This window comes from Microbacterium sp. RD1, assembly GCF_052220165.1.
In the GTDB taxonomy this organism is placed as follows: Bacteria; Actinomycetota; Actinomycetes; order Actinomycetales; family Microbacteriaceae; genus Microbacterium.
Window position 1 is genome coordinate 888,001 of the sequence record NZ_JBQPOL010000001.1, and the last position, 25,131, is coordinate 913,131.

Sequence of the window (25,131 nt, forward strand, 5' to 3'; positions counted from 1 at the left end):
GGAAGAATCCGACGATGAAGTTCGACGCTTCGCTCACCTATACCAGCTACGAGCCGCACATGCACAAGGCGCAGAACGACCGCCAGCGCCGGCAGCTCGCCAAAGTCGTGGCCCACGCCAAGGGTGAGGTCCAAGCCGATCTCGGCCCCGTGATGGACTCGCTGGCTCCAGACCCGCAGTACCACGAGTACGGCGTGTTCGCGGATGTTCCGGGTGACACCGGACCCAAGGGCTGGGACGAGGTCCTGGCCAATTACAACGAGATGGTCGAGACCGGCTCGTATGTGATCGAGTCGATCAAGGATCGCCTGATGATCGACGACCACGAGATCGTCACCGACGGCCGCTACCGCCAGATCCTCCCGGCAAAGGTGGCGAAGGCGATGGGCTACGTGGCCGAGGACGACGACTCCGCACGCCACTACCTGCTGTCCGGCATCACGGTGGTGTTCTGGCGCTTCGACGAGAACGAGCAGGCCCTCGGCGAGGACCGCTACGTCCTGGACAAGACGATCGAGCCTCTCGCGCCCGAGGACCTGCCGGACGACTACCCCGAGCGCCTGCGCTAGGCCGCCGGCGACCAAGGAGTTCCCGAGATGACCAACCCTGCTGTCACGGCCACGCTCGAACAGCGCATCGCCGAAATCGAGAGCCGCACGCGGATCGGCGACCTGGTCGCGAACTACTGTCGCGGTGTCGACCAGCGCGAGGAGGAGCTCTTCCTCGCGCTGTGGCACCCCGATGCGTCGTACTTGATCCCCGGAGGGCGCGGCGACTTCCATCACACCGACGGCATCCGTCAGTCGCTGGTGGTCATCGGCAAAGCGTGGAAGAGCACGAAGCACTGGACCACGAATCACGTCATCACGTTCGAGAGCGACGACGTCGCGACCGGACGGTCTGACTGCTTCGCCATCTGCGAGCACCACGACGGCCGGGTCAGCCTCGTGTCCGCGACGTACGACGACCGCTATGAGCGCCGCGAGGACGGCGTCTGGCGCTTCGCGACGCGCCTCGTCACGCGCTGGTTCGTCAGCGCCGGCGAGGAGATCTCCCTCCTGCCCGCCTTCTGATCGATCGAGCCATCATGGTCACCACCGTCAGCGTCCCTCCGCTCCTGTCCCCCGAGGGCTCTGCCGACCCGTACGCGGTCTACCGGGTCCTTCGCGAGGAGGCTCCCGTCTACTTCGACGAGAGCACTCAGTCGTATCTGATCACCCGTCATGCCGACGTGCTCGCGGGATATCGTCATCCCGCCTTCACGTCCCGCAACTACGAGTGGCAGCTGGAGCCGGTGTTCGGTCGCAGCCTGCTGCAGCTGCACGGCCGGGAGCACGCCCGCAAGCGCGCCCTGGTGAGCCCGAATTTCCGCGGTGAGGGCCTCGAGTCGTGGATCCCCCTGGTGAAGCGGAATGTGAGGGCGATCCTCGACGGCGGCGTGCAGGAGGAGGTCGACGGTCTCCTTGAGCCGCTCGAGCCGGGCATGGAGGTCGACATGCTCCCGCGGTTCGCCCACCATCTGCCGGTGTCGGTGATGATGGCGATGCTCGAGCTCCCCCGGGAGGACGAGGCGATGTTCCTCGGGTGGTACAACCGGATGATCGCCTTCCTGGCGAATCTCGAGAACGACCCGGACGTGCACTCATCGGGGATCCAAGCGCGCGTGGAACTGCGAGAGTACCTCGCCCCGATCATCCAGGAGAGGCGCGCGAATCCGGGGACCGACCTCATCTCGACCCTGGCGGCGGCAGAGTTCGAAGGGGAGCGGCTCTCCGACGAGGAGGTCGCGACGCACACCACGCAACTCCTGAACGCCGGCTCGGAGACGACGGACAAGACATTCGGAAGCGTGCTGCGGCATCTCCTGAGCGACCGCAGTCGGTGGGAGGCGGTCCGCGACGACCGCTCGCTCGTTCTTCCGGTGCTCGCCGAAACACTCCGTGTCACTCCGCCGTCGCAGATGAACGGCCGGGTGCTGTCGGAGGATGTCGAGGTGGCGGGGGTTCCGATCCCCGCCGGGTCGCTCGTCCATCTGGTCATGGCGTCGGCGAACCGGGACGAGCGCCGGTTCGCCGATGCCGAAACGTTCGACCCGTGGCGCACGGACTTCTCGTTCGGCAAGGCGTTCATGGGCTCCGGCGAGCACTTCGCCTTCGGGTTCGGGATCCATGGCTGCGCCGGAGCGCAACTGGCGAAAGCCGAGCTGGAGATCGGGCTCAACGCGATGCTCGACCGCTTCCCCGACATGCGGCTGGCCGACGGATTCGAGCCGACGGAGGAGGGCGTCAAGTTCCGCGCGCCGCGCGAGATGCGCGTCGTGCTGTGACCGCAGCCTCCGTCGAGGGGCGCATCGACCCCGCTCAGGCGGAGCGCGTCGCGGGGATTCTGGGGGTGGATCCTCCTGCCGATGTGCTCCCTCCCATGTGGCATCTCGCACAGCTGGTGGAGCGCTGGCCCCGCGCCGCGCTCGGCCTCGACGGCCATCCGCTGGGCGGAGTCCCGATCCCTCCTGCGGAGCCGCATCGCCGCATGTTCGCGGGCGGTCGGGCTACGCACGTCGGCCTCCTGCAGATCGGAGAGCCGGCGCGCCGCCGATCGACCGTGGTCTCCACCACGACGAAGGACGGTCGGAGCGGCCGCTTGACGTTCGTCACCGTGCGCCATGAGTTCGAGCAGCGCGGGGAGATCGTCGTGTCCGACGAGCACGACCTCGTCTACCGTCCCTGGGACGCCGCAGCGGGCGGTTCCCCCTCAGCGGCCGCCGCCCCGGCGGCGGGGGAGGAGCTCGACGACGCCCGAGAGTTCGAAGTGGATCCCGTCACCCTTTTCTTGTTCTCCGCCGTCACCGCGAACGCGCACCGCATCCATTACGACGCGGCGTACGCGCGCACGGAGGGTCATCCCGATCTCGTCGTGCACGGCCCGCTGCATGTGATCCTCATGGCAGAGGCTCTCCATGCTCGAGGAGACGACCTGCGCGGGAAGCAGTTCGCCTACCGGCTGCTTCGCCCCGCCTACGGCGCCCAGCGTCTGCGCGTCGGTGTGCCCTCCGACGCGGACGTCGCCGTGCTGGACGGGGCGGGGCACCGGGTCGCGCGCGGAGATCTGTCCTGATGACGCGTTGCCTGTCCGCTGTCGCGCGTGCGCGAACGTTCCTCTTCGTCCCCGGAAACCGCCCCGATCGTTTCGGAAAGGCCGCGGCGGCCGGTGCGGATGTCGTCATCGTCGATCTCGAAGACGCCGTCGCCGCCGGCGACAAGGACTCGGCCCGTGCGGAGGCTGCCGCATGGTTGTCGGGGGACGGCCTCGCGGCCGTCAGAATCGGGAGCGGCCCCGGGGAGGCCGGTTCCGATCTTGCCGCCGTTGCCGGCGCGCCCGGTCTGAGCGGGGTCATCGTTCCGAAGGCCGAGTCCGCCGCGCAGCTTCGCGCGGTCAGGGAGGCCGTGCCGGCAGGGACCGCCGTTCTCGCCCTCGTGGAGACCGCTGCGGGCATCGCCGCGGCGCGAGAGATCGCGCTCTCCGCGGATCGTCTCGCACTCGGGACCGTCGATCTCGCGCTCGATCTCGACCTCGCTCCGGGCTCGCCCGCGCTGGACATCGCGGCGTTCGAGGTCGTCCTCGCGTCTCGTCTCGCGGCCCTTCCCGCCCCCGTGGCGAGCGTCACCACCGGGATCGGCGACGGCGCGGCGGCAGGACGGGATGCCGCTCGTGCTCGCGCGCACGGATACGGCGCGAAGCTCTGCATCCATCCCGCGCAAGTGGGACCGGTGTCTGCGGCGTTCCTGCCCGATGACGAAGAGCGAGCCTGGGCGCGGCGTGTGGTCGCCGCGGCGGGGGACGGCGCGGCGGCGCAGGTAGACGGGGCCATGGTCGATCGGCCCGTGCTGGAGCGCGCGCTTCGCGTGCTGGAAGACGACGGGGACCGCCCGATCGTCCGTTGAGGGAGCGCGATTGCTCGCGTCGACCTCGGATCAAGGAGATGCCATGAGCGTGGACGAACTGCTGGCGAAGGCGGAGATCATGGAGGTGCTGACGAAGTACTTCCGGGCGATGGATCGGGTCGACGACGAGATCGGCTTCGAGATCTTCCATGATGACGCCACCGGCGATTACGGCCCCGACATCTTCCAAGGGTCTGGCCGCGACCTCATCGTGTGGCTCAACGACTACAACCGCACCCTGGTCACCAGCCATCACCAGATGTCCAACGTCACGATTCACCTCGCGGGGAACCGGGCGACGAGCGAGACGTACGTCGAGGCCAACCTCATTCGGCGCGACGACACGGGGTACGTCGTGCGCCACGTGCATGGACGCTATCTCGACCGGCTCTCGACGCGGGACGGACGCTGGGCGATCGACCACCGTCACTACCGGCGCGACTTCGTCTGGGAGGAGCGTCAGCCCGACGTCGTGATCGGGGAGTCCTACATCCGCTCGCGCGAGGACCGCTCGTATCAGGACGCGGCCTGGCTCCTCGGCTGACGCGATCCGCGCAACACGGATTCAGTCGGCGGGCGCGTTGCGCAGTCGTTCCAGGCCATCGAGGATGAGGGCGAGGCCGGCCAAGAAGTCGTCGGCCGAGACCATCGCGAGCATCACGTTCTCCTGCTCGATGAGCTGGGCGAGGCGCGGCATGGTCTCGGGTACGATGAGGCGGCTCTGTCGCTCGTCGAGGATGGGCGAGTTGTTCAGGCGCTGAGCGCGCTCGCCGATCACCATCCCGCGGGTGAAGGCGTAGGGCGTTCCGAACGCGGTCCACGCCCCTTTCAGACCGAACCCTGCCCGCACGAGCATCTCGATGATGGCCTCGTGCTTCTGGTAGAGGTAGTGCGTCGAGTGCAGGGAGTACGAGTCGATCCGCACCAGGGAGAGGTCGATGAGGACATCGTCGGAGCGGTAGAGCTCTCGCATGCGGCTGAAATAGTCGTGAAGAAAGGCCCTCCAGCCCTCCGGCCCGCGCGGTTCGGGCAGCGACTCATGCAGCGTGTGGACCGCTCGGTCGTTCATTGCGCGCAGCAGGTCGTCTTTCTTGCGGAAGTACCAGTAGAGGCTCGTCACGCCGACACCCAGGTGAGCGGCGAGGCCGGGCATGCTCAGGCCGTCCAGCCCCGTCGTGGCAGCCACGGCGAAAGCGCCGTCGAGGATCTCCTCGGCGCTCAGCGAACCTCGCTGGCGTCGCACGCGGGTCTTCTCGCTCGACATCTGCATCTCCTCGCCCGCCGGGTCGCCTGCATCCGCGTCGGCAGGTGTCCCATTTTGGCACGAAAGGGATATAGTAAGGTTTACAGTAGTACTCACGAGAACGGCGAAGAGGTCGATGATGACAGTCGGTGAGGTTTCCCGCCCGGTCCGGATGGACCTCGAAGAGGGCAAGATCCGTGAGTTCGCGCGCGCCGTGCAGGCAGATGTCGGCGATCTCATCACGTCGGAGGGCGCCGTGCGGATCCCCGCGACGTTCCTCACCACGCTGCTCTTCCACGAGGATCCCGCCACCGTCGTCGCCGCGATGGGCATGGACGCGACCCGCGTCCTGCACGCCGAGCAGGAGTACGAGTTCCACGGCCCTCCGCCGGTGGCGGGGACGACGCTGTTCGCGACGTCGCGCGTCGCGAACAGCTACGAGAAGCAGGGGTCGCGCGGTGGTCTCCTGCGGTTCGCGATCCGGGAGACGGAGTTCCACGACAGCGAGGGCCGTCTCGTCGCGACAGCGCGCATGACCTCCGTCGAGCCGGCGACTCCCGCGGCGGCATCGGCATGAGCGCCGTCTCGATCGCCGTCGGCGACGCCACCGACTGGACGTTCGGCCCGGTGACGCGCACCGATATCGTGCGGTACCAGGGCGCATCGGGCGACTTCAACGCCATCCACCACGACGACGAGGCAGCGCGCGCCGTCGGGTACGACACGGCGTTCGCGCCGGGCATGTTCCACGCGGGGCTGTTGGCGACCTTCGCCACACGGTGGCTCGGAGCGGCAGCGCTCCGGCGATTCGCCGTCCGCTTCCGCGAGCCGGTCTGGCCGGGCGACATCCTCGGCTTCTCCGGCACCGTGACGAATGTCGACCCTCAGGACGACGGCGAGGTCGTGACGGTGGATCTGGTCTGTCGCCGTCCGAGCGGAGCGCCTGCGGCGACGGGGGTCGCCGTCTTCCACCGGCAAGGACCGAGGGGCGGTGGGCAATGAACGCACGGCTATCCCGCGAGCACGCCGAAGAGCTCTACGCGACGCGCGGCGACTGGACCGAAGAGCGACTCGGCGACCTCCTCGACCTCAACGCCAGACGCACGCCCGATCGCGAGTACGTCGCCTTCGGCGACGAGCGTCTCACCTTCGCGCGCATGAAGAACTGGGTCGAGGCCGTCGCACACGATCTCGTCGGCCACGGCGTCGGGCGGGGAGACCGCATCCTCATCCAGGTACCCAATCGGCTGGAGGCTCTCGTCCTACAGCTCGCCGCGTTCCGCATCGGGGCCGTCGATGTGCCTCTCATCCCCATCTACCGCACGCATGAGCTGCTCGACATCGTCCCCGACGCCGCGCCCGCCGCGATCGCGGTGGCAGCGAACCTCAACGGGAGGATCCCGACCGAGGAGATCGACGCCGTCCTGAGCGAGACCGGTCACGCCCCCCGGGTGAAGTACGCGATCGGCGGGGCGGCGGCGGGGTGGGCACAGCTCCCCGGCGCGAACAGCGATGTGCCCGCCGGTCGGCTGCCCGACCCGGCGCCCGCTTCCGAGCCGGCATTGGTGTTGTACACGTCGGGCACGACGGCGAAGTCGAAGGGCGCGGTGCTGACGTCCCGGGAGTGCGTCGCGCACGCCCGCAATTGGGTCGACCGGTTCGGCGTCCATTCCGAAGACGTCTACCTCGTCGGCACGCCGTTGTCGCACCTGGGCGGATTCAACGCCGCCATCCTGCTGCCCCTGTTCACCGGCGCCCGCGTCGTCGTGCTCCCGGGATGGAAGGCCATCGACGCGGCCGAGGTGGCCGAGCGGGAGAAGGCCACTGTCATGCTCGGGGCCGCGCTGTTCCTGACCGAGATGGTCGACGTGTACGAATCCGGGCGTTTCGCCCGGAACCCCATCCGCCTGTACGCCAGCGCCGGCGCCATGACGCCGCCCGACGTGATCCGCCGCGCAGCCCGCTTCGGCGTGGTCGCCGGCAGTTGTTACGGCATGACCGAGGCGGGCACCCTCAGCGGCTTCGGTCCGGAGGATCCGCTGGACAAGCGCGCGGAACTGGACGGGCGGATCTTCTCGGGCATGCAGATCGAGGCGGTGGACGAGGATCGCAACCCGCTCCCCTTCGGCCGACAGGGGGAGCTCCGCGTGCGTGGGCCGCAGGTCATGGAGCGGTACACCGACCCCGACGCCACCGCGCGCCAGATGGACGCCGACGGCTGGTTCTACACCGGGGACGTGGGCTACACCACGGCCGACGGCTGGGTGAAGATGACCGGGCGTCTCAAGGACATCATCAATCGGGGCGGGGAGAAGTTCTCCGCGCAGGACATCGAGCTCGCGCTGCTCGCGCACCCCGCAATCGCGGAGGCCGCCGTCCTGGGACTCCCCGACGCGCGCTTCGGCGAATGCGTGGGTGCCTTCATCCGTCCCGCCGAGGGGCGCGACTGGCAGGGCCCGCAGGACGTGCTCGCCTTCCTCGACCAGTCCGGCCTGGCGAAGCAGAAGCTCCCCGTGGTGTGGCACATCCTCCCCGGCGGACTTCCCCGAACGCCCAGCGGCAAGGTGAAGAAGAACGACCTCGCCGCGTTCCACGCGAGCCACTCGCAGACCGAGGAGAACGATGACTGATCGTCGCCCTGTGATCGTCGGAGCCGCCGCATCCGACGCCCCCCGAACGCCGCACCTGAACGTCATCGGACACCATGGACAGGCCTTCGCCCGCGCCCTGGCCGACAGCGGCGTCGCCAAGTCCGAGATCGACGGATTCTTCATGGCGGATGCCGACATCCCCGGGATGACGCCGTATGCGGTGACGGATGTCGCGGAGTATCTGGGGATCCGGTACCGCTACGCCGACAGCACCTACACGGGCGGATCGTCGTTCGAGCACCTCGTGCAGCACGCCGCACTGGCCATCGAGCACGGTCTGTGCGAGACCGCGGCGATCACCTACGGATCGGACCTCTATTCTTCGGTGGGACGTTCGCTGGGAACCGGCGGAGGAGACCTCAGACCGTACGGGGCGCGGCAGTTCGAAAGCCCATACGGCAACTCCGTCGTCGGGTCGTACGCACTCTTCGCCCGCCGGCACATGCACGAATACGGCACGACCGAGGAGCAGCTCGCCGAGGTCGCGGTGTCCACCCGGGAGTACGCCCAGCACAACCCGGACGCGATGTACCGTGAGCCGATCACGGTCGACGATGTCATGAGTTCGCGCTACATCGCCGACCCGTTGAAGAAGCTCGACTCCTGCGTCGTCTCCGACGGAGGGGGCGCGCTCATCCTCACCACCGCCGAGCGGGCCAGGGACCTGCCCCATCGGCCCGTGCACATCCTGGGCTCCGGCGTCGGACAGACGCACTGGGCCGTCCATCAGTCGCCGACGTTCGACACCACCGCAGCCCCCGCAGCCGCGGCGGCCGCCTATGCGCAAGCGGGCCTCGGGCCGGGCGATGTGGACGCTCTGATGGCGTACGACAGCTTCACCATCACCGTCCTCTTGCTCATCGAGGGTCTCGGCTTCTGCGAGAAGGGGGAGGGCGGGCGCTTCATCGCCGACGGCAACCTGCGTCTGGACGGTCGGCTTCCCACGAACACCGACGGCGGCGGGCTCTCGGCCTGCCACCCCGGTATGCGCGGAATGCACCTTCTGCTCGAGGCCGTACGACAGCTGCGCGGTGAGGCCGGGCCGGTGCAGGTGGCGGACTGCGACGTGGTGATGGCCGCCGGATCTGGAGGGTGGGCGTCCGCGATCGGCGCGGTCCTGCTGGGAACGGAGGCGGCGGCATCATGATCGACCCCGAGGTGGAGCGTCCGCTCCCGTGGATCACCGACGAGTTCTCGCGCGAGTACTTCACGGCGTGGACCGAGCAGCGGCTCGTCGTGCAGCATTGCCCTCGGTGCGGAGGCTGGCAGCACTTCCCTCGCCCGATCTGCATCGAGTGCGGCACGGTGCCCGTGTTCGAGGAGGTGCCGGCGATCGGAACGGTCTACACCTTCACGATCATCCGGCAGATGGGCATGAAGCCCTTCCGAGACGAAGTGCCGTACGCGGTCGTCATGGTCGAACTGGACAACGGCGTCAAGATCATGGGCAATCTCACCGACTGTCCGATCGAGGATGTGCGGATCGGGATGGCCGTCGAGGGCTACGGCGTCACGCACGGCGACATCGGCATCCCTTATTGGCGTCCGCGCTCGGCGGACACCCGGCACGCACGCACGGAAGAAGGAGGAATCGCATGACTCAGGGCGCTCTCGACGGAAAGGTCGTCGCGGTCACCGGTGCCGGTCGCGGGATCGGGCTCAGTCACGCGTTGCTGCTCGCCGCGGAGGGAGCATCCGTCGTCGTCAACGACCTCGGCGGCCCCGATGAGGCTGTCGAGAAGATCCGTGCTCGCGGAGGATCCGCGACCGCGAGCTCGCACGATATCGCGACATGGGACGGCGGGCAGGGGCTCGTCGACGCTGCCCTGGCCGAGTACGGTCGCCTCGACGGACTCGTGCTGAACGCGGGCATCATCCGCGACCGGATGCTGGTGAACATGTCCGAGCCGGAATGGGACGCGGTGCTGCGCGTGCATCTCAACGGGCACTTCGCGCCGCTGCGGGCCGCCGCTGCGCACTGGCGCGAGCTCGCGAAGAGCACCGGTGCCCCGGCGAACGGGCACGTCGTCATGACGAGTTCGGAGGCCGGGCTGTTCGGGAACGTCGGTCAGGCGAACTACTCCGCCGCCAAGGCCGGCATCGTCGGCCTCGGGATGGTCGCCGCCCGCGAGCTGGAGCGATACGGCGTCGCGGTGAACGTGATCTGCCCGCGCAGCCGCACGCCCATGACCGAGCACCTCGGCCTCTTCGACGCCACCCCCGGTTTCGACCGCTGGGATCCGGACAACATCGCTCCCTGGGTCGCCTACCTGTGCTCCGACGACGCGTCCCGGATCACGGGTCAGACATTCGTCGTCCACGGCGGGACGGTGTCGCTGCTGGAGCCCTGGCGGGAGGCCTCGGCGATCACCAAACAGGCACGATGGGATGTCTCCGAGCTCGCGGACGCGTCGCGCGAGCTGTTCGCCGGTCGTGACACAACGATCGTGCCGTTTCCCGACCCGGTGGCCGAGCGATGAGCGCGACCGTCGAAGACGAGGGCATCGAGCCCGAGCTGGAGGCCGACTTCCGCGAGTCCGTGCGGGACTTCGTCGACCACGTCATGCCGCTGGCCGCGACGCGTGCCATGGTCGACGAGGGACGCGGTTACGACCGGAGCGCGTGGCGGCGGGCGGTGAGCGAGCTGCAGGTCGTCTCCATCGGAGTGCCGGAGTCACTGGGCGGCGAGGGCGGCGGCCTGCCCTTCGCCGGCGTGGTGTTCGAGGAGTTCGGCCGCTCCCTCGTCCCGGGTCCGCTCTTCGCCACCGCCGGACTGGCGGCGTCGGTGCTGACGCGCCTGGGCGCACAGGAGCATCTGACGCCGCTCCTGGACGGCACGGCCACGGCGACCGTCGCGTGGGTCGGGGCATCCGGCTCCTGGGATCCCGTCGACACACCGGCCCGCGTCCGCATCAGCGGCGACCGCGCGGTCGTGAACGGCGAGCTGCGTCACGTCGTCGACGGGCACACGGCCGACACGATCTTCGTCGTCGCGCGCGACGAGGACGAGCGGGTCGTCCTCGTCGCGCTGCCGGCGGACGCGCCCGGCGTACGGGCTGTCGCTGTGGAGACCCTCGATCTCACGCGACCGCTTGCGCGCGTCGATGTCGTCGAGGCGCAGGCGACGGTGGTCGGCGCCGGAGCGGAGGCCATCGCCGCCGGGCTCGCGGATGCGACAGTGCTCCTCTGCCTGGAATCGGCCGGCGCCGCTCGACGTGCGCTGGAGCTCACGGTGGAGTACGCGAAGATCCGTCATCAGTTCGGGCGCCCGATCGGGAGCTTCCAGGCGATCAAGCACAAGTGCGCGGACATGCTCGCGCGCGTGGAGCTGATGGCGGCGGTCGCGCGGGAAGCCGCTTCCCGCCGCGAAGACCTCCCGCATGTCGCGAAGGCGTACGTGTCCGACGCGTTCTTCGCCGTCGCGAGTGAGGCGGTCCAGGTGCACGGCGGCATCGGATTCACCTGGGAGCACGACTCCCATCTGTTCTTCCGGCGGGCCAAGTCGTCGCAGCTGCTGCTCGGCGATGCGGTGATGCATCGCGCGGCGCTCGCGCGGGCAGAGGGGTGGGGCGCGTGACGAATCCCGATGAGTTCCGTGGACGTGTGCGCGAGTGGCTGGCGGCGTCGGCGCCTCGCCGCATCGCCGGCGATCTCCCCCCTGCTCCGAGCGTGAAAGACCTCTCCGATGAGGAGTTCGAGACGGCGCGCGCGCGTCAGCGGGCGCTGGCGGATGCCGGATTGGCCGGTCTGACGTGGCCCGCCGTCTACGGCGGCGCTGGGCTGGACGATGGCGCTCAGCGCATCTTCGACGAGGAGGCGGCGGAGTACGACCTCGGCCTGGAAGCGTTCAACGTCGCCATCGACCTGGTCGGCCCGACCCTCCTCACCCATGGAACCGAGGAGCAGAAGCGGCGGTATCTCCCCGCGATCCTGCGCGGCGAGGAGCTGTGGTGTCAGTTGTTCAGCGAGCCGGGGGCGGGCAGCGACCTCGCCTCGCTCTCCACACGGGCCGAGCACGACTCCGACGGGTGGCGGATCAGCGGTCAGAAGGTATGGACCTCCGGCGGCCAGCACGCCGATCTCGCGATCCTCGTGGCACGCAGCGACTTCTCGGTCCCCAAGCATCGGGGTCTGTCCTACTTCGTGCTCGACATGCATTCACCGGGCGTGAGCGTCCGACCGCTGCGGCAGATGACCGGGGATGCTCATTTCGCCGAGGTCTTCCTCGACGATGTGCCCATTCCCCCGGAGAACATCGTCGCCCGGCCGGGCGACGGGTGGAGCGTGGTCCGGACCACGCTGGGAAACGAGCGCGTCGCGATCGGCGGCGACCCCGGCATCGAGGCGCGGCAGCTGATCACCCTCGCTCGCTCGCAGCGCGAGCGCACCGGTAGGGTACAGGCGGATGCCGCGCTGCTCGACGAGGTCGCGACGCTGGAGGTGCGCAACCGCGCGCTCGCCGCGCTCGCGCGACGCAGTGCCCGCGCTGTCGCGTCGGGCGCAGGGCCGGGACCGGAGGCCTCGATCTTCAAGCTCGAGTTCGCCGACCTGCAACGGATCGGCAATGACCTGGCCTTGCGAATACTGGGGGCCGACGGGCTGTCGGCGGGTGCAGACGCGCCCGCCGGGGGAGCCTGGCAGACGAGTCTGCTCACCGCACCGTACCTACGGATCGCGGGGGGAACGGACGAGATCCAGCGCAACATCATCGCCGAGCGGATCCTGGGACTGCCCGCCGATCGTAACGACGGTCGAGACGTGCCGTTCAGCGATCTCGCGCGCGGATGAGATCTCGCCGGACCGATCACGAGTGGGTCACAAACCCTTCACAGAGGGAGCTGCGACGTGTAGCGTAAAAACAGTTAACAACCTGAATTAACAGGGTCAACGATCTGAGCTGACGATGAAGTCACCCGGAACTTGCATCGTCATCTCTCACCGGTCGGCCCACGCGTACCGGGCCTGCCGGCCCGGTACGTGAGACCAGAACCCCATCCAGAAGAGAGAAGGAACGAATGCGAATCAGAGTTGCATCAATGGCGATCGCAGCCGCCGCCGCACTCGTGCTCGCGGGCTGTGCCGCGGGCGGCGACAACGCCGGAAGCGAGGGCGAAGGGGCAGGAGAGGCCACTGGCGAGCCGCTGGTCGTCGCGATGCCGTTGCCGTTGACGAGCGGGAATGCCACGACCGCGGAGCAGATCGTCAACTCCGCCGAGCTCGCGATCCAGGAGATCAACGCGAACGGCGGAGCCGGCGGGAGGCCGCTGGAGTTGAAGGTCTACGACGACCTCCTCACCGCCGACGAGTCGGCGAAGGTGACCCAGCGTGCCCTCACCGTGGACGGCGCGGAGATCGTCGTGGGGGCGTATACGACGATCGAGGGTCTTGCGATCCGTCAGTTGACCGACCCCCGCGAGATCATCTTCATGTCGCCGTCGACCATCTCGCCGGCGCTGACGGACGGTTCCGAGTACGTCTTCCGTACCACCCACATCCAGGACGATTACCCCGAGCTCATGGCACAGGCGGCGTCAGACCTCGGACTGGAGAAGGTCGTCGTCCTGCATGACGACTCACCCACCGGCTCGACGCTCTGGCAGCCGACGAACGATGCGCTGGAGGCCGCCGGCATCGAAGCCGGGACCGAGGTTGGGTACGCCATCAACTCGACCGATGTGTCCACGGCGATCGCCGCGGTGAAGGCGCAAGATCCCGACGGCGTGATCCTGATCGGGTCATCCGCGGCCGATGCCGGCCTGGACATCAAGACGATGTACGAACAGGGCCTCGTCGTGCCGGTCATCGGGTTCTCGTCGCCGGTCGCCGCGGACGCCATCCGCATCGGCGGCGAGGCATATGAGAACGTGCCGGTGTACAGCATCCAGAACAAGCAGCCCGACAAGGCGCTCTACACCGAGTTCGCGGAGAAGTACGCCGAGGAGTACGGCGGGACGGCCGAGGAGTGGGCCGGCACGCTGCCCGAACCCGCCGCCGCGACGTACGACGCGTTCATGATCCTGAAGAACGCTCTCGACGCGACCGAGGGCGACACCGACGGCGACAAGCTGCGCGACTGGCTGGTCGCGATGGAGCCGTACGAGTCCGTCGCCGGCAAGGACGGGGCCACCATCTCCTGGGAGAACGGCCCCGAGGGCTTCTCGGGTCAGATGGCGACCCTGAAGTACGACCCGGAGACGGGCTACCTCGTCACATTGGAGAAGTAGGCGTCGAATCCTCATCGACCGGGCCCGCCGTTTCGCGGGCCCGGTCGATGTCCGTTTCCGCCGTCAGCGCGAACGCTGCACGACGTCGTACGCGTCGAGGGCGCGGCGACCGGTCTCGGCCAGGTCGACGAGTGGCGGGGCGGCACCGCCGTCAAGGTGCTCCGGCGCCCAGCGGCGGATGTACTCGTCATGCGGATCGAACCTGTCTCGCTGGCGCTCGGGGTTGAACACGCGGAAGTAGGGCGCCGCGTCCGCTCCTGAGCCTGCGATCCACTGCCAGTTGAACGGATTGTTCGCCGCATCGGCGTCCACGAGCGTGTCCCAGAACCACTGCTCTCCGCGGCGCCAATCGACGAGCAGGTTCTTGACGAGGTAGGACGCGGTCACCATCCGCACCCGGTTGTGCATGTAGCCGGTGCGCCACAGCTCACGCATCCCGGCGTCCACCAGGGCGACGCCCGTGCTGCCTTGCTGCCATGCCTCCAGGTGCGCCTCGTTCAGCGGCGGCCACGGGAACGCGTCGAACTCGCCGCGCCAGTTCTTCGTGGCCAAGTCGGGGAAGTGAAAGAGGGTGTGCCACGCGAACTCCCGCCAGCCGAGCTCGGAGAGGAAGCGGGAGGCGGATGCGGCGTGCTGCCCGGTGCCGCGATGCTCGACGACCGCGTGCCACACCTGGTGCGGGCTGACCTCGCCCCACCGCAGCCGCGGCGAGAGCTGCGACGTCGCCTCGCCGGACGGCTCGTCGCGCGAGCGGTCGTAGTCGCCGAGGTCGTCGCTGAGGAACGCGCGCAGGCGTGCGCGGGCGGCGGGTTCCCCCGGCTCCCACCGCTCCCGGAGGCCCCCGGCCCAGTCCGGATGCGCCGGGAGCAGCTCCCAGGTGTCGAGGTCGTCGCCGGCCGGGTGAATGCCCCCGCCCGGCACCTCCCGCGGTTCGGGAAGCGGGGCGCGCGGCGCGGGCGCGTTCTGGCACGCGCGCCAGAACGGGGTGAAGACGGCATAGGGGGTGTCGGCGCCGGTGCGGATCGTCCACGGCTCGAACAGGACGGAGGCCGCGAACGAGGCCACCTCGATGCCTCGGTCTCGCAGCGCGGTCTTGATCCCCGCGTCGATCCCGCGCTCTGCGGCGCCGTAACGGCGGTTCCAGAACACCGCGCCCGCGCCGACCTCCGCGACGAGCGCGGGCACGATCTCCGCCGCGCGTCCGCGTCGCAGCACCAGGGCGGAGCCGCGCTCGCGCAGGCGCTCGCCGAGAGAGGCCAGCGAACCGTGGAGCCACCATCTGGCGGCGCCGCCGAGCTCGCGGATGTCGTCGCCCTCCTCCAGGACGTACACCCCGACGACCGGCTCGCCGCGGTCCAGGGCCGCCCGCAGCGCCGGATGATCGGCGAGTCGCAGGTCGTCGCGGAACCACACGATCGAGGGGCTGGCCATCCCGTCACGCTAGGGGGCGCCGCGCCGACGCGGGTGGGATTGACAGCGCGCTGCCTTCCCGCTCACCCGCACCGTCTTGCTGCCCCGAGCGGGTGAGAGCGGCAACACGGTGCGGGCGAGGCGGGCAGGGGCGGGGCGGGGCGGGCGGGGCGTCAGAGACTCGCGGTCTTGTGACCGGAGGGCACCACGATCTGCAGCCCGCCCTCGACGATGCGGCAGTGGATGCGGGTCGCTTCGCCGAACTCGTCGCCGTCGAGCTCCACGGGCTGAGCGGGGGCGGTCGCCGTCTCGATCTGCCGGCCCTGCCGGTAGTGCACCGACGAATCCCGACCGCGGCGCTCGAGGACGCGCCGACCGGCGTGGAAGCGGCGGAGGAACGAGTTGTCCCACCAGATCTTGCGCCACACGCCGAACCATCCGAAGGGTCCCGCAGGCTGGATGATCGCGACATCCAGCTGCCCGTCGGTGATCGAGGCATCCGGGATGAGGGCGACGCCCGCCGGAAGCGCACCGCAGTTGGCGAACAGGATGCTCTGCACTCGCGCCGCGTGGAGGCGGTGCTCGTCGAGCTGGTAGACGATGCGGAACGGTTTCGCGGTGACCAGCGACCGCGCGGCGCCGTCGACGTAGGCGACCCACCCCACGGTCTTCTTCAGCTGCGGGTTGGTGTTCGCGATCATCGCGGCGTCCAGCCCCATGCCCGCCATGACGACGAAACCATGCTCCTCGGTGGAGCCGTCTTCTCGCCGCAGCCGCGCCACGCCGACGTCGACGGGGATCGTGTCGCCCTCGAACGTCGCACGGATCATCGCGTCGCCATCGTCGAGCGGCAGCGCGAGATTCCGCGCAAGGAGATTCCCGGTGCCGCTCGGGACGATCGTGAGCGGCACGCCGGTGTCGGTGAGCGCCTCGGCGACGGCCCGCACGGTGCCGTCGCCGCCGGCGACGAGGATCGCGTCGGCGCCCTCGTGCAAGGCGGCGCGCGTGGCGTCGTCGCCGAGATCATCGACCGTGGTCTCCCAGAACAGGGGTTCGGCCCACTCCGCCTGGGCCGCCAGCTCGGCCACGCGGGCGCGCAGGCGCGCGGCGTCGACCTTGATCGGGTTGTAGACCAGGGCAGCGCGTCTGCGGTCGGTCGGCGGTGCCGACATCGACGTCTGTTCGCCGTCCGCGGTGACCTGCCGAGCCTCGCCGGTCTCGCCATCGGCCGTGTCGGACGGAACGTCCTCGGGCTCGCGGATCACGCCATCGGGGGCGGCCGCCTCCGCCGGGCGCGGCGCATCGACATCTGCGCCTCGCGGGCCGGGTGCTTCCACGCCATCGGGCGCGGCATCCGGCTCACCGTCGGCGGGCGCCTCCTCACGGAGGGATTCGGACTCGAATTGCTCGCGCTCGTCGCGCCCGGGAGTCGCCTCGGAGGGGAGCGGGCCGTCTTCGGGGGAAGAGTCGTCCTCGCGGGAATCGTCAGCCGCCGCCATGGGTCAACCCTAGGCCCTGCCCGAACCGGCCCGGACCGTGCCCCGCCTAGGATAGGGGCGTGATCGACCTGACCCTGCTGCGCGACGACCCCGAGCGGGTGAAGAGCTCTCAGCTGGCCCGCGGCGAGTCCGCCGAGACGGTCGACGAGGCGCTCGCCGCCGACCGCGATCGCCGCGCGGCGATCACCCGCTTCGAAGAGCTCCGCGCGGCGCAGAACGCCCACGGCAAGCGGGTGGCCTCTGCGCCGAAGGACGAGAAGGCCGCTCTCGTCGCCGAGGCGAAAGAGCTGAGCGCCCAGGTGAAGGCCGCCCAGCACGCCGTCACCGAGGCCGAGGCTGCGGCGGATGCCGCGCTGTCGAAGATCGAGAACATCGTGCTGGACGGGGTACCCGCCGGTGGCGAGGCGGACTTCGTCACCCTTCGCACCTCCGGGGACGTGCCGACATTCGACTTCGAGCCGCTGGATCACCTCGCGCTGGGCGAGAAGCTCGGCGCGATCGACATGGAGCGGGGCACGAAGGTGTCAGGCAGCCGCTTCTACTTCCTCACCGGAGTCGGTGCGCGTCTGGAGATCGCCCTCATGAACCTCGGGCTCGACCGTGCCCTGTCGGCCGGTTTCACCCCGATCATCCCGCCGACGCTCGTGCGCCCCGAGGTGATGCGCGGCACCGGCTTCCTGGGTCAGCACGCCGACGAGGTCTACCACCTCGACGACGACGATCTGTACCTCGTCGGCACCAGCGAGGTGCCGCTCGCCGGTTATCACATGGACGAGATCCTGGACCTCGACCGCGGCGCCAAGAGGTACGCGGGCTGGTCGACGTGCTATCGCCGCGAGGCGGGGTCGTACGGCAAGGACACCCGTGGCATCATCCGCGTGCACCAGTTCAACAAGCTGGAGATGTTCGTCTACACGACGCCGGAAGACGCCGAGGCCGAGCATCTGCGTCTCGTGGCGATGCAGGAGCAGATGCTGCGAGACCTGGGCCTTGCCTACCGCGTCATCGATGTCGCCGCCGGCGACCTCGGGTCCAGCGCCGCGCGCAAGTACGACATCGAGGCCTGGGTTCCCACGCAGGGCGCCTATCGGGAGCTCACCAGCACGTCGAACTGCACCACATACCAGGCGCGCCGCCTCAACATCCGGCACCGACCGGAAGGCGGCAAGACCCAGCCGGTCGCGACCTTGAACGGCACCCTGGCGACGACCCGGTGGATCGTGGCGCTGCTGGAGACCCACCAGCGCCCCGACGGCACCGTGAGCGTCCCCGAGGCGCTGCGCCCGTACCTCGGCGGCCTCGAGGTGCTGGAGCCTGTCGGGTGACGGACGGCGAGAACCTTCCCGACAGCGGCAGCATCGAGGCACGCACCGAGGCCGACGCCGCCCGAGCGGTGGATGACGTCGCGACGGCCGCATCCGCCGGCCGCCTCCTCATCGCGCTCGACATCGACGGCACCGTCATCCTCGAGGACGAGACGCTCAGCCCAGGGGTCGTCGAGGCCGTCGCGCACGCGCAGGGCCGCGGCCACGAGGTGATGCTGGCGACCGGCCGCAGCTGGGACAGCACCGAACGCATCATGCACGCGCTGGCGATCGAGCCCGAGTTCGCCGTCTGCTCCAACGGTGCGATCGTGATGGGGCGCGCCGGCGACGGATACGAACGCGTCCATGTCGAGACGTTCGACCCGGCCGAGGTGCTGGCGCTGCTGCGCGGCCACCTCTCCGACGCGCGGTACATGGTGGAGCTGCCTGACGGGACGCGGCTGTACACCGAGTACCTCGAGGACTGGAATCTGCGCGGCGCCGGGCACGTGTCGTTCGAGCAGCTCTCGCATCAACCAGTCTGCCGCGTCGTCGTCGTGTCGCCGGATCAGACCGACGAGGACTTCCTCGAGTTGGTCTCGCGCATCGGTCTCACCCAGGTGTCGTATGCGATCGGCTGGACCGCGTGGCTCGACATCGCCCCGCAGGGTGTCAACAAGGCCACCGGCCTCGAGATCGTGCGCGAGCGCCTCGGCATCGACCCCTCCCGCGTGCTCGTGATGGGCGACGGACGCAACGACATAGAGATGTTCGAGTGGGCACTGCGCAACGGCGGACGCGCGATCGCGATGGGCCAAGGCCCCGCCGAGGTCCACGCGGCCGCGGGCGAGGTCGGGCTCAGCGTGACGGAGGGCGGCGTGGCCGCCATCCTCCGCAACGTCTAGCTGGCCGGGTCGCCCGCGATCCTGCACAACATTCCGGATGGAGGCGGCCGAGAGGCCACTTCCCGGGGCAGGGATGGGCGGCGGGCCGGATGTAACCGGAATGTTGTCCGCTCCGTCCGCCACCACCGCCCGTGAGAGGCGCTTCGACCTCGGATAGAGTGGGCGCGGCCGGCGGATGCTTCGACGGTGCCCAGCACGAGTGGTCGCATCCGCCCCGGGAGGGTTGTCCGAGCGGCCGATGGACCTGGTCTTGAAAACCAGTGGGCAGCAATGTCCCGTGGGTTCGAATCCCACACCCTCCGCAGGCGTGACGACGGCCCCCGCAGGGGTCGGCGGCACGCCTTCTGGTGGAGCGGGTTCGAACCTCGGTTGGGCCCACGCCGCCAGAGGCTCCGCGAAGCGCGGAGCGATTCGTGGAGGGGCGGTGGGGAGAATCCCACACCCTCCGCCGCGTGGGAGGAATTCCACACGCTGCGCGTTCTCACCGCGGAGCGCGGTTCACCATGGATGGGGGCAACCATGACCGGCTACGCAGAAAGTGCGCTCGTCGCCGAGGCGAAGGATGTGCTGGGCTCGGATGAGCAGATCCTTGCCGCGGGAATCTTCGGGCTCACCGAATTGACGCACGCCCAGGCGAAAGGCGGCGTGCTCGGCGGCCTTCTCGGGGCGCTCGCTCCCGGCGGCCTGGACGTTCTCGCGGGTACCTTGATCGGCGGGATCATCGGTCGGCACGACGCCGCCGCGAGGTCGGGCGCGAGCGTGCAGCTCCTCGTTGCCATCACCCCCGACACGATCCACGTGCTCAATCGCGACGCGAGCGGCTCTCTCGACACCGAGTACGCCTCGTTCCCGAGAGCGACGACGACCGTCTCCGTGCGTCCCGTCGGTCTCAGCCGGCGCCTGACGCTCACCGAGCCAGGGCACGACGCAACGGTGGAACTGCACGGTACCGTCAGCGGGGTCTCGGATCTGACCGAGGGCGACAGGCTCGTTCTCGAGCTGCTGGATCCGTCCGGACGGCCGTAGGGCTGCGCACGCGCGTCACGCAACCCCCACGATCGGCCCTCCTCCGTCCGGTGGAGTAGGGGAGTGACCTCGGATGACATCGCCCGCGTCGCGCGGGACCACTTCGGACTGCCCGACCTCCGCCCGCAGCAGCGCGAGGCGATCGAGGCGGCCATCGCCGGCCGCGATGTGCTCGTGGTGTGGGCGACGGGGGCGGGTAAGTCGGCGGTCTATCAGATCGCCGCAGCCCTGCGCCCGGGCCTGGCCGCGGTCGTCTCGCCGCTCATAGCGCTGCAAGAGGATCAGCTGGCCCGCCTGGAAGAGGCGCCCGACGCGCCCGTCGGCGTCGCCATCAACTCCGCACGCGGTGCCCGCGCCCAGCGGGAGGCGTGGGACCGGATCGACGCCGGTGAGGTGGAGTACGTGCTGCTGGCTCCCGAACAGCTCGTCAAAGACGACGTCGTCGACCGCCTGGCCGCGCAGGGCGTGTCACTCCTCGTCGTCGACGAGGCGCACTGCATCGCCGCGTGGGGGCACGACTTCCGCCCCGACTACCTCCTCCTCGGCTCGGTGGCCGATCGCCTCGGACGCCCCCCGGTCATGGCGCTGACGGCGACGGCGTCCACACCGGTGCGGGAGGAGATCATCGCCCGACTCGGCCTGCGTGATCCGCTCGTTCTCGTCGGCGACGTCGATCGGGCGAACATCTCCCTCGAGGTGCATCGCTATCCCGAGGCCACCGACAAGCGTGCCGCCGTCCTCGACGAGGTGGCGAGCCTTCCTCGACCCGGCCTGCTCTACGCCGCGACCCGCCGTGGTGCCGAGGAGTACGCCGACCAGCTGGCGGAGCGCGGCCTCCGCGCCGTGGCCTACCACGCCGGCCTCCCGGCGCGCGAGCGAGAGCGCGTCCACGAGCGCTTCCTCGACGACCAGTTCGACGTCGTCGTCGCCACCTCGGCGTTCGGGATGGGCATCGACAAGCCGAACGTGCGCTTCGTGGTCCACGCCGATGCGCCCGACTCCGTCGATGCGTACTACCAAGAGCTCGGCCGCGCCGGCCGCGATGGCGAGCCCGCGCATGCCAGCCTGCACTATCGGCCGGAAGACCTGGCCCTGCGGCGCTACTTCGCGACGAAGCATCCGGATGCCGCAGAGATGCGAACCCTCGTGCACGCACTCGAGCGCGGTGTCATCGGCCGCGCCGACCTGGCGCAGCAGACGGGCCTCTCGCCGCGGCGAGTCACGGCATTGCTCACGCTCCTCGCCGATGTCGCCGCCGTGCGGCTGACGCGGACGGGTGCGAAGCTGCGGCCCCGCCAGGACGCGGAGGTCGCGGTGCGTGCGGCTCTCGAGCGCGTCGAGGAACGAGAGCGCATCGACCGGTCGCGCATCGAGATGCTCCGCGCGTACGCCGAGACGCGCCGGTGTCGCCGTCGCGTGCTTCTCGGGTACTTCGGTCAGGAGCCGGATGAGCCGTGCGGCAATTGCGACACGTGCGCCGGTGGGTCCGCCTTCGAGGACGATGACGCCGGCGACGACCGCGACGGGCGTTTCGCCGTCGACGAGCGGGTTGTGCATCCGGAGTGGGGCGAGGGCACGGTCATGGCCGTCGAAGACGACCGGCTCACCGTGTTCTTCGACAGCCGGGGATACAAGACGCTCTCGCTGCAGCTGATCGCCGAAAACGACCTTCTCGCGCCGGTCCTCACCGCGTTCTCAGGTGCGCGACCCTAGGATGGGGCGCTGCCCGACTGTCCCGGAAGGTCCCGAGTGAGTTCGATCAAGCCCGTCAAGCGCGGCCGCCGCACGGTGGCGCGGCACGGTCGCCTCACCTCGCCGCACCCGCTCGCCCTGCTCGGCAAGGTCCTCGCGGTCGCGATCGCCGTCGTCCTGGTGGCCGGACTGGGGGTGGGCGGCTATGTGCTGTACGACCTGTCGTCGAGCTTCACCGCCGACGCCGTCGAGCTGGAGGGGCAGGACGCCGTGCCGCCGGACATCGGCGCGATCGAGGGTGGCGTCAATCTCTTCATCGCCGGAACCGACGAGTGCGAAGAAGAGCTCAAGGCCGCTTTCGGGGACCGCTGCAAGGGCCCGGATGCCGAGGGCCAGCTCAACGACGTCAACATGCTCGTGCACATCTCCGACAACCCGCGCCGGGTGACGGTGATCTCCTTCCCCCGCGACCTCATGATCCCCATCCCGTCGTGCACCGACGACGACGGCAACGTCACGTCGGCGATGAGCAAGCAGCCCATCAACAGCGCCTTCAGTTACGGCGGACTGTCGTGCGTCGTCAACACCGTCTCCGAGCTCAGCGGGCAGAACATCCCGTTCGCGGCCAAGACGAGCTTCGGCGGCGTCATCAACATCACCGACGCCATCGGCGGGGTGGAGGTGTGCATCGCCAACGGCATCCGCGACCGGTACACCGGCATCGATTGGCCGGCGGGAAACCGCAACATCCAGGGAATGGAAGCGCTGCAGTTCCTCCGCACCCGCCACGGCGTGGGGGACGGCGGCGACCTCGGCCGCATCAGCAACCAGCAGCAGTACATGTCCAAGCTCGCGCGCAAGCTCGTGAGTGAGGAGGTGATGACCAACCCCGGCACGCTGTACAAGCTCGCATCGACCGCGCTGAAGAACGTCGATCCCTCGACGAGCCTCACCAACCCGATGACCCTCGTGCAGATCGCGCTCGCCGTCAAGAACGTGCCATTCGACGAGATCGTGTTCGTGCAGTACCCGACGCTCACCGACCCGGCCGACCCGAACAAGGTCGTGCCGAACGAGCCCGCCGCCGATGCGCTGTGGGCGGCGATCGAGGCCAACCAGCCGCTGGAGTTGACCGGCGACGTCAGCCAGGGCGACGGCGTGATCGTCGCGGATGGCGGCGAGCAGCCGGTGACCGAGGAGCCGGTGGCGCCGCCGCCCACCGAGGGTGCAACGGAGGCGCCTGCTCCCGAGGAGACGGCCGTCGCGCTGCCCTCGACGATCGCGGGGCAGACCGCCGCGCAGAACACCTGCTCGAACGGCAACCTCCGCTGACCCCACGTTCGAGGACCTGCCCGCGGGCGGTTAGTATGGACGCGGCTGTTCGCGTTTCCGCGCGGATGCCTGGAGACGTCGCATAGTCAGGCCTAGTGCACCACCCTGCTAAGGTGGAGTCCCCTCACGGGGACCGAGGGTTCAAATCCCTCCGTCTCCGCACAGAAAAGCCCCGGTCATCCGGGTCTTTCGTGTTTCTGACGACGGACGTTTGCAACGTCAGATCTGCCTCCCGAAGCTGCTCAGGTGACCCCCAGGTGACCCCCGCCGCTTTTCCGCCTCTGCCTCTGCGTCGATGAGGCGCCGCAGGTGGTCGAGCCGTTGCCCTTCGCCGAGGATGTGAGCGTACACCGCGAGGACTGTCCGGGGGTCGTCGCCCAAGTACTCGGCGACCTCGTTCGGCGGTGTGCCGAGACGAAGCCAGGTCGAAGCGGCGTAGTGGCGGAGTGCGTGGCGGCGGAAGCCGAGTGGGTACTTCTTGACGGTCAGCAAAGCACACGGTGACGAGCAGCGGATCGCGGACGTCCATGAGAAGCAGCTCATCGGTCTTGAGATCGACGACGTCCTTTACGCTGCCTGCTCGAACATGTTCTTGCACGGTGACGGCCGGTCCAACCTGCTGTTTCAAGGGTCGCTCATAACCAGCGCTCGGACGTTCACCGTCAAAGAGCAGGACCAGGGACTTCGCGACTACATCAAGGCCAAGAAGCCCACGAAGTGCATCAAACTGGGCTCGATAGCAGGTTGATTTCCGACTCTGGCGGGGATCTGGCGGCTGCGGTCACATGCGCGTCGCCGCCTCCGCGCCTCACGACCTCGGCTGCGACCAGCGGTGGCAGGATGCGTCCACGGCCTGTCGTCAGGTGATCCGCGCTCATCCACCGCGCCTTCGGATCGCTCTCGTTCTCAAGGGTGATGAAGATGCAGCGCGGAGCCGCGGCCTGGACGATCGCCTGCATAACCGGCCCTCGCGACGGTGGGGTAGCTGAGTTCTACATCGCCACGGGTGGCGGTGTTCTCCACGACCTTTATGACGTACCGACCCTCGTATCGTCGCGCCGCGGGGGCGATCGTGGACGAGACATTCGACCCGAGCAAGTCGGAGAGCGCGGTTCGGCGCACTCCGACGCTCATGGCGCGGTCGGGATGCCCCGGATCGGGTAGAGGACGGAGCCGAGGCGGTGCTGCCGTCGCGGCACCATCAGATCGACGGGGCCGTCGGCGTCGCGGGCCACGATCTCGCGATCGTCGCCCGCGTCGGTCAGAGTTGCGCGCACGAGCTCGTCGAAGTAGAAGCGCTCGGGACCGGCAAAGTCGATCTCGGTGTCCGTCGGTTCCGCCGTCAGTGCGGCATCGGCGAGGAGGCTCACGGCCTCGTTGAGTTCGACCGGCTGGATGAGGGTGCGCTCCACCCTGACTTGCCCGTCGACGGTGTGCTGATCGGCAAGCGTCGGCACCCATGAGTGGAACTGCGTGGTGCGGACGATCGTCGCGGGCGCGGCCGCCGAGCGTACCACGCTCTCCTGCGCGATCTTGCCCCGCCAGTAGCCGTTGTCCGGTCCGTCGTCCTCGCTCACGCCGACGATCGACAGCAGGACATGATGCCCCACGCTCGCGCGCTCACCGGCCTCGACGAGATTGCGCGCGGTCGTCTCGAAGAAGTCCGCGGCGACGTCGTCGAAGCGCCCGATGTTCAGCACGTTCACGACGACATCGACGCCGGTCAGGGCGACGTCGAGTCCCTCACCGGTCATGTGGTCTACACCGCTCGCGCGGCTGCCGACGACGACATTCGCACCGCGCGCGGTGAGGGCGTCTGCGAGCTTCGCGCCTACCTGACCGCGGCCACCCGCGATGAAAACCTTCATACTGTCGTTCTCTTCCTTCTCGTGTTCCGTGTCCCC

General features: G+C 69.2%; 26 protein-coding genes and 2 tRNA genes. 23 read left to right on the plus strand and 5 right to left on the minus strand.

Annotated features, from left to right (window positions below; translation table 11 throughout):
• Nucleotides 1-14 precede the first annotated feature (14 nt).
• The 6 genes from ACTU3I_RS04250 to ACTU3I_RS04275 are packed head-to-tail and all read left to right on the plus strand — an operon-like array spanning nucleotide 15 to nucleotide 4,485.
• The gene (locus ACTU3I_RS04250) at nucleotides 15-569 is read left to right on the plus strand and encodes a hypothetical protein (RefSeq protein WP_442924388.1); all 555 of its coding nucleotides are present in this window, start codon (nucleotides 15-17) and stop codon (nucleotides 567-569) included.
• Between the two features lie 27 nt (nucleotides 570-596).
• A complete protein-coding gene (locus tag ACTU3I_RS04255) occupies nucleotides 597-1,073 on the plus strand; it encodes a nuclear transport factor 2 family protein (RefSeq protein ID WP_442924389.1) in 477 nt (158 codons plus the stop codon).
• A 14-nt stretch (nucleotides 1,074-1,087) separates the two neighbouring features.
• Nucleotides 1,088-2,326 carry a cytochrome P450 gene (locus tag ACTU3I_RS04260; protein ID WP_442924390.1) on the plus strand — a complete coding sequence of 413 codons (1,239 nt, stop codon included), beginning with the start codon at nucleotides 1,088-1,090 and terminating at the stop codon, nucleotides 2,324-2,326.
• A complete protein-coding gene (locus ACTU3I_RS04265) occupies nucleotides 2,323-3,114 on the plus strand; it encodes a hypothetical protein (RefSeq protein WP_442924391.1) in 792 nt (263 codons plus the stop codon). The genes ACTU3I_RS04260 and ACTU3I_RS04265 overlap by 4 nt, the downstream gene beginning before the upstream one ends.
• Complete coding sequence (locus ACTU3I_RS04270; protein ID WP_442924392.1) at nucleotides 3,114-3,941, plus strand: HpcH/HpaI aldolase/citrate lyase family protein; 828 nt, start codon at nucleotides 3,114-3,116, stop codon at nucleotides 3,939-3,941. The genes ACTU3I_RS04265 and ACTU3I_RS04270 overlap by 1 nt, the downstream gene beginning before the upstream one ends.
• Before the next feature lie 43 nt (nucleotides 3,942-3,984).
• Nucleotides 3,985-4,485, plus strand: coding sequence for a nuclear transport factor 2 family protein (locus ACTU3I_RS04275; RefSeq protein WP_442924393.1), 501 nt, complete (start codon nucleotides 3,985-3,987; stop codon nucleotides 4,483-4,485).
• Between the two features lie 21 nt (nucleotides 4,486-4,506).
• Here the strand turns inward: ACTU3I_RS04275 and ACTU3I_RS04280 are convergent, their stop codons facing one another.
• On the minus strand, nucleotides 4,507-5,205 hold the full coding sequence (locus tag ACTU3I_RS04280; protein ID WP_442924394.1) for a TetR/AcrR family transcriptional regulator: 699 nt from the start codon (nucleotides 5,203-5,205) through the stop codon (nucleotides 4,507-4,509).
• Between the two features lie 115 nt (nucleotides 5,206-5,320).
• On the opposite strand from ACTU3I_RS04280, the gene ACTU3I_RS04285 reads away from it, so the two are divergent.
• The 9 genes from ACTU3I_RS04285 to ACTU3I_RS04325 all read left to right on the plus strand — a co-directional run bounded on the left by ACTU3I_RS04285 (nucleotide 5,321) and on the right by ACTU3I_RS04325 (nucleotide 14,059).
• Complete coding sequence (locus ACTU3I_RS04285) at nucleotides 5,321-5,761, plus strand: FAS1-like dehydratase domain-containing protein (RefSeq protein ID WP_442924395.1); 441 nt, start codon at nucleotides 5,321-5,323, stop codon at nucleotides 5,759-5,761.
• Nucleotides 5,758-6,186: a MaoC family dehydratase gene (locus ACTU3I_RS04290; RefSeq protein ID WP_442924396.1), complete on the plus strand. Its 429-nt coding sequence runs from the start codon at nucleotides 5,758-5,760 to the stop codon at nucleotides 6,184-6,186. Before ACTU3I_RS04285 ends, ACTU3I_RS04290 begins: the two co-directional genes overlap by 4 nt.
• Complete coding sequence (locus tag ACTU3I_RS04295) at nucleotides 6,183-7,814, plus strand: class I adenylate-forming enzyme family protein (protein WP_442924397.1); 1,632 nt, start codon at nucleotides 6,183-6,185, stop codon at nucleotides 7,812-7,814. Before ACTU3I_RS04290 ends, ACTU3I_RS04295 begins: the two co-directional genes overlap by 4 nt.
• Nucleotides 7,807-8,982 (plus strand): thiolase C-terminal domain-containing protein, encoded by a 1,176-nt coding sequence (locus tag ACTU3I_RS04300; RefSeq protein WP_442924398.1) that lies wholly within the window; start codon nucleotides 7,807-7,809, stop codon nucleotides 8,980-8,982. The genes ACTU3I_RS04295 and ACTU3I_RS04300 overlap by 8 nt, the downstream gene beginning before the upstream one ends.
• Nucleotides 8,979-9,434 carry a Zn-ribbon domain-containing OB-fold protein gene (locus tag ACTU3I_RS04305; protein WP_442924399.1) on the plus strand — a complete coding sequence of 152 codons (456 nt, stop codon included), beginning with the start codon at nucleotides 8,979-8,981 and terminating at the stop codon, nucleotides 9,432-9,434. The genes ACTU3I_RS04300 and ACTU3I_RS04305 overlap by 4 nt, the downstream gene beginning before the upstream one ends.
• Nucleotides 9,431-10,315: an SDR family NAD(P)-dependent oxidoreductase gene (locus tag ACTU3I_RS04310; RefSeq protein WP_442924400.1), complete on the plus strand. Its 885-nt coding sequence runs from the start codon at nucleotides 9,431-9,433 to the stop codon at nucleotides 10,313-10,315. Before ACTU3I_RS04305 ends, ACTU3I_RS04310 begins: the two co-directional genes overlap by 4 nt.
• Nucleotides 10,312-11,412, plus strand: a complete 1,101-nt coding sequence (locus ACTU3I_RS04315; RefSeq protein ID WP_442924401.1) for an acyl-CoA dehydrogenase family protein — start codon at nucleotides 10,312-10,314, stop codon at nucleotides 11,410-11,412. Before ACTU3I_RS04310 ends, ACTU3I_RS04315 begins: the two co-directional genes overlap by 4 nt.
• On the plus strand, nucleotides 11,409-12,623 hold the full coding sequence (locus tag ACTU3I_RS04320) for an acyl-CoA dehydrogenase family protein (RefSeq protein ID WP_442924402.1): 1,215 nt from the start codon (nucleotides 11,409-11,411) through the stop codon (nucleotides 12,621-12,623). The genes ACTU3I_RS04315 and ACTU3I_RS04320 overlap by 4 nt, the downstream gene beginning before the upstream one ends.
• Before the next feature lie 248 nt (nucleotides 12,624-12,871).
• A complete protein-coding gene (locus ACTU3I_RS04325; protein ID WP_442924403.1) occupies nucleotides 12,872-14,059 on the plus strand; it encodes an ABC transporter substrate-binding protein in 1,188 nt (395 codons plus the stop codon).
• Between the two features lie 63 nt (nucleotides 14,060-14,122).
• Here the strand turns inward: ACTU3I_RS04325 and ACTU3I_RS04330 are convergent, their stop codons facing one another.
• Nucleotides 14,123-15,490, minus strand: coding sequence for a cryptochrome/photolyase family protein (locus ACTU3I_RS04330; protein ID WP_442924404.1), 1,368 nt, complete (start codon nucleotides 15,488-15,490; stop codon nucleotides 14,123-14,125).
• Nucleotides 15,491-15,642: 152 nt separating this feature from the next.
• Nucleotides 15,643-16,968, minus strand: coding sequence for a diacylglycerol/lipid kinase family protein (locus tag ACTU3I_RS04335; RefSeq protein WP_442924405.1), 1,326 nt, complete (start codon nucleotides 16,966-16,968; stop codon nucleotides 15,643-15,645).
• A gap of 59 nt (nucleotides 16,969-17,027) precedes the next feature.
• On the opposite strand from ACTU3I_RS04335, the gene serS reads away from it, so the two are divergent.
• The 7 genes from serS to ACTU3I_RS04370 all read left to right on the plus strand — a co-directional run bounded on the left by serS (nucleotide 17,028) and on the right by ACTU3I_RS04370 (nucleotide 23,387).
• A complete protein-coding gene (gene serS, locus ACTU3I_RS04340; RefSeq protein ID WP_442924406.1) occupies nucleotides 17,028-18,293 on the plus strand; it encodes a serine--tRNA ligase in 1,266 nt (421 codons plus the stop codon).
• The gene (locus ACTU3I_RS04345) at nucleotides 18,290-19,177 is read left to right on the plus strand and encodes an HAD family hydrolase (RefSeq protein ID WP_442924407.1); all 888 of its coding nucleotides are present in this window, start codon (nucleotides 18,290-18,292) and stop codon (nucleotides 19,175-19,177) included. Before serS ends, ACTU3I_RS04345 begins: the two co-directional genes overlap by 4 nt.
• A 217-nt stretch (nucleotides 19,178-19,394) precedes the next feature.
• Nucleotides 19,395-19,479 (plus strand) — tRNA-Ser (locus ACTU3I_RS04350).
• A gap of 217 nt (nucleotides 19,480-19,696) precedes the next feature.
• Nucleotides 19,697-20,203, plus strand: a complete 507-nt coding sequence (locus ACTU3I_RS04355) for a hypothetical protein (RefSeq protein ID WP_442924408.1) — start codon at nucleotides 19,697-19,699, stop codon at nucleotides 20,201-20,203.
• A 63-nt stretch (nucleotides 20,204-20,266) separates the two neighbouring features.
• Complete coding sequence (locus ACTU3I_RS04360; protein ID WP_442924409.1) at nucleotides 20,267-21,916, plus strand: RecQ family ATP-dependent DNA helicase; 1,650 nt, start codon at nucleotides 20,267-20,269, stop codon at nucleotides 21,914-21,916.
• A gap of 36 nt (nucleotides 21,917-21,952) precedes the next feature.
• The gene (locus ACTU3I_RS04365) at nucleotides 21,953-23,227 is read left to right on the plus strand and encodes an LCP family protein (RefSeq protein WP_442924410.1); all 1,275 of its coding nucleotides are present in this window, start codon (nucleotides 21,953-21,955) and stop codon (nucleotides 23,225-23,227) included.
• 71 nt (nucleotides 23,228-23,298) lie between these two features.
• Nucleotides 23,299-23,387, plus strand: a tRNA-Ser gene (locus ACTU3I_RS04370).
• A gap of 59 nt (nucleotides 23,388-23,446) precedes the next feature.
• On the opposite strand, the gene ACTU3I_RS04375 is transcribed toward ACTU3I_RS04370, so the two are convergent.
• Nucleotides 23,447-23,719, minus strand: a complete 273-nt coding sequence (locus ACTU3I_RS04375; protein ID WP_442924411.1) for a hypothetical protein — start codon at nucleotides 23,717-23,719, stop codon at nucleotides 23,447-23,449.
• Between the two features lie 94 nt (nucleotides 23,720-23,813).
• Between ACTU3I_RS04375 and ACTU3I_RS04380 the strand changes: the two genes are divergently transcribed.
• Entirely contained in the window at nucleotides 23,814-23,975 is a 162-nt protein-coding gene (locus ACTU3I_RS04380; RefSeq protein WP_442924412.1) for a hypothetical protein, read from the plus strand.
• A gap of 382 nt (nucleotides 23,976-24,357) precedes the next feature.
• Here ACTU3I_RS04380 and ACTU3I_RS04385 read toward each other — a convergent pair whose 3' ends face one another.
• Nucleotides 24,358-25,095, minus strand: coding sequence for an SDR family oxidoreductase (locus tag ACTU3I_RS04385; RefSeq protein ID WP_442924413.1), 738 nt, complete (start codon nucleotides 25,093-25,095; stop codon nucleotides 24,358-24,360).
• Nucleotides 25,096-25,131 lie beyond the last annotated feature (36 nt).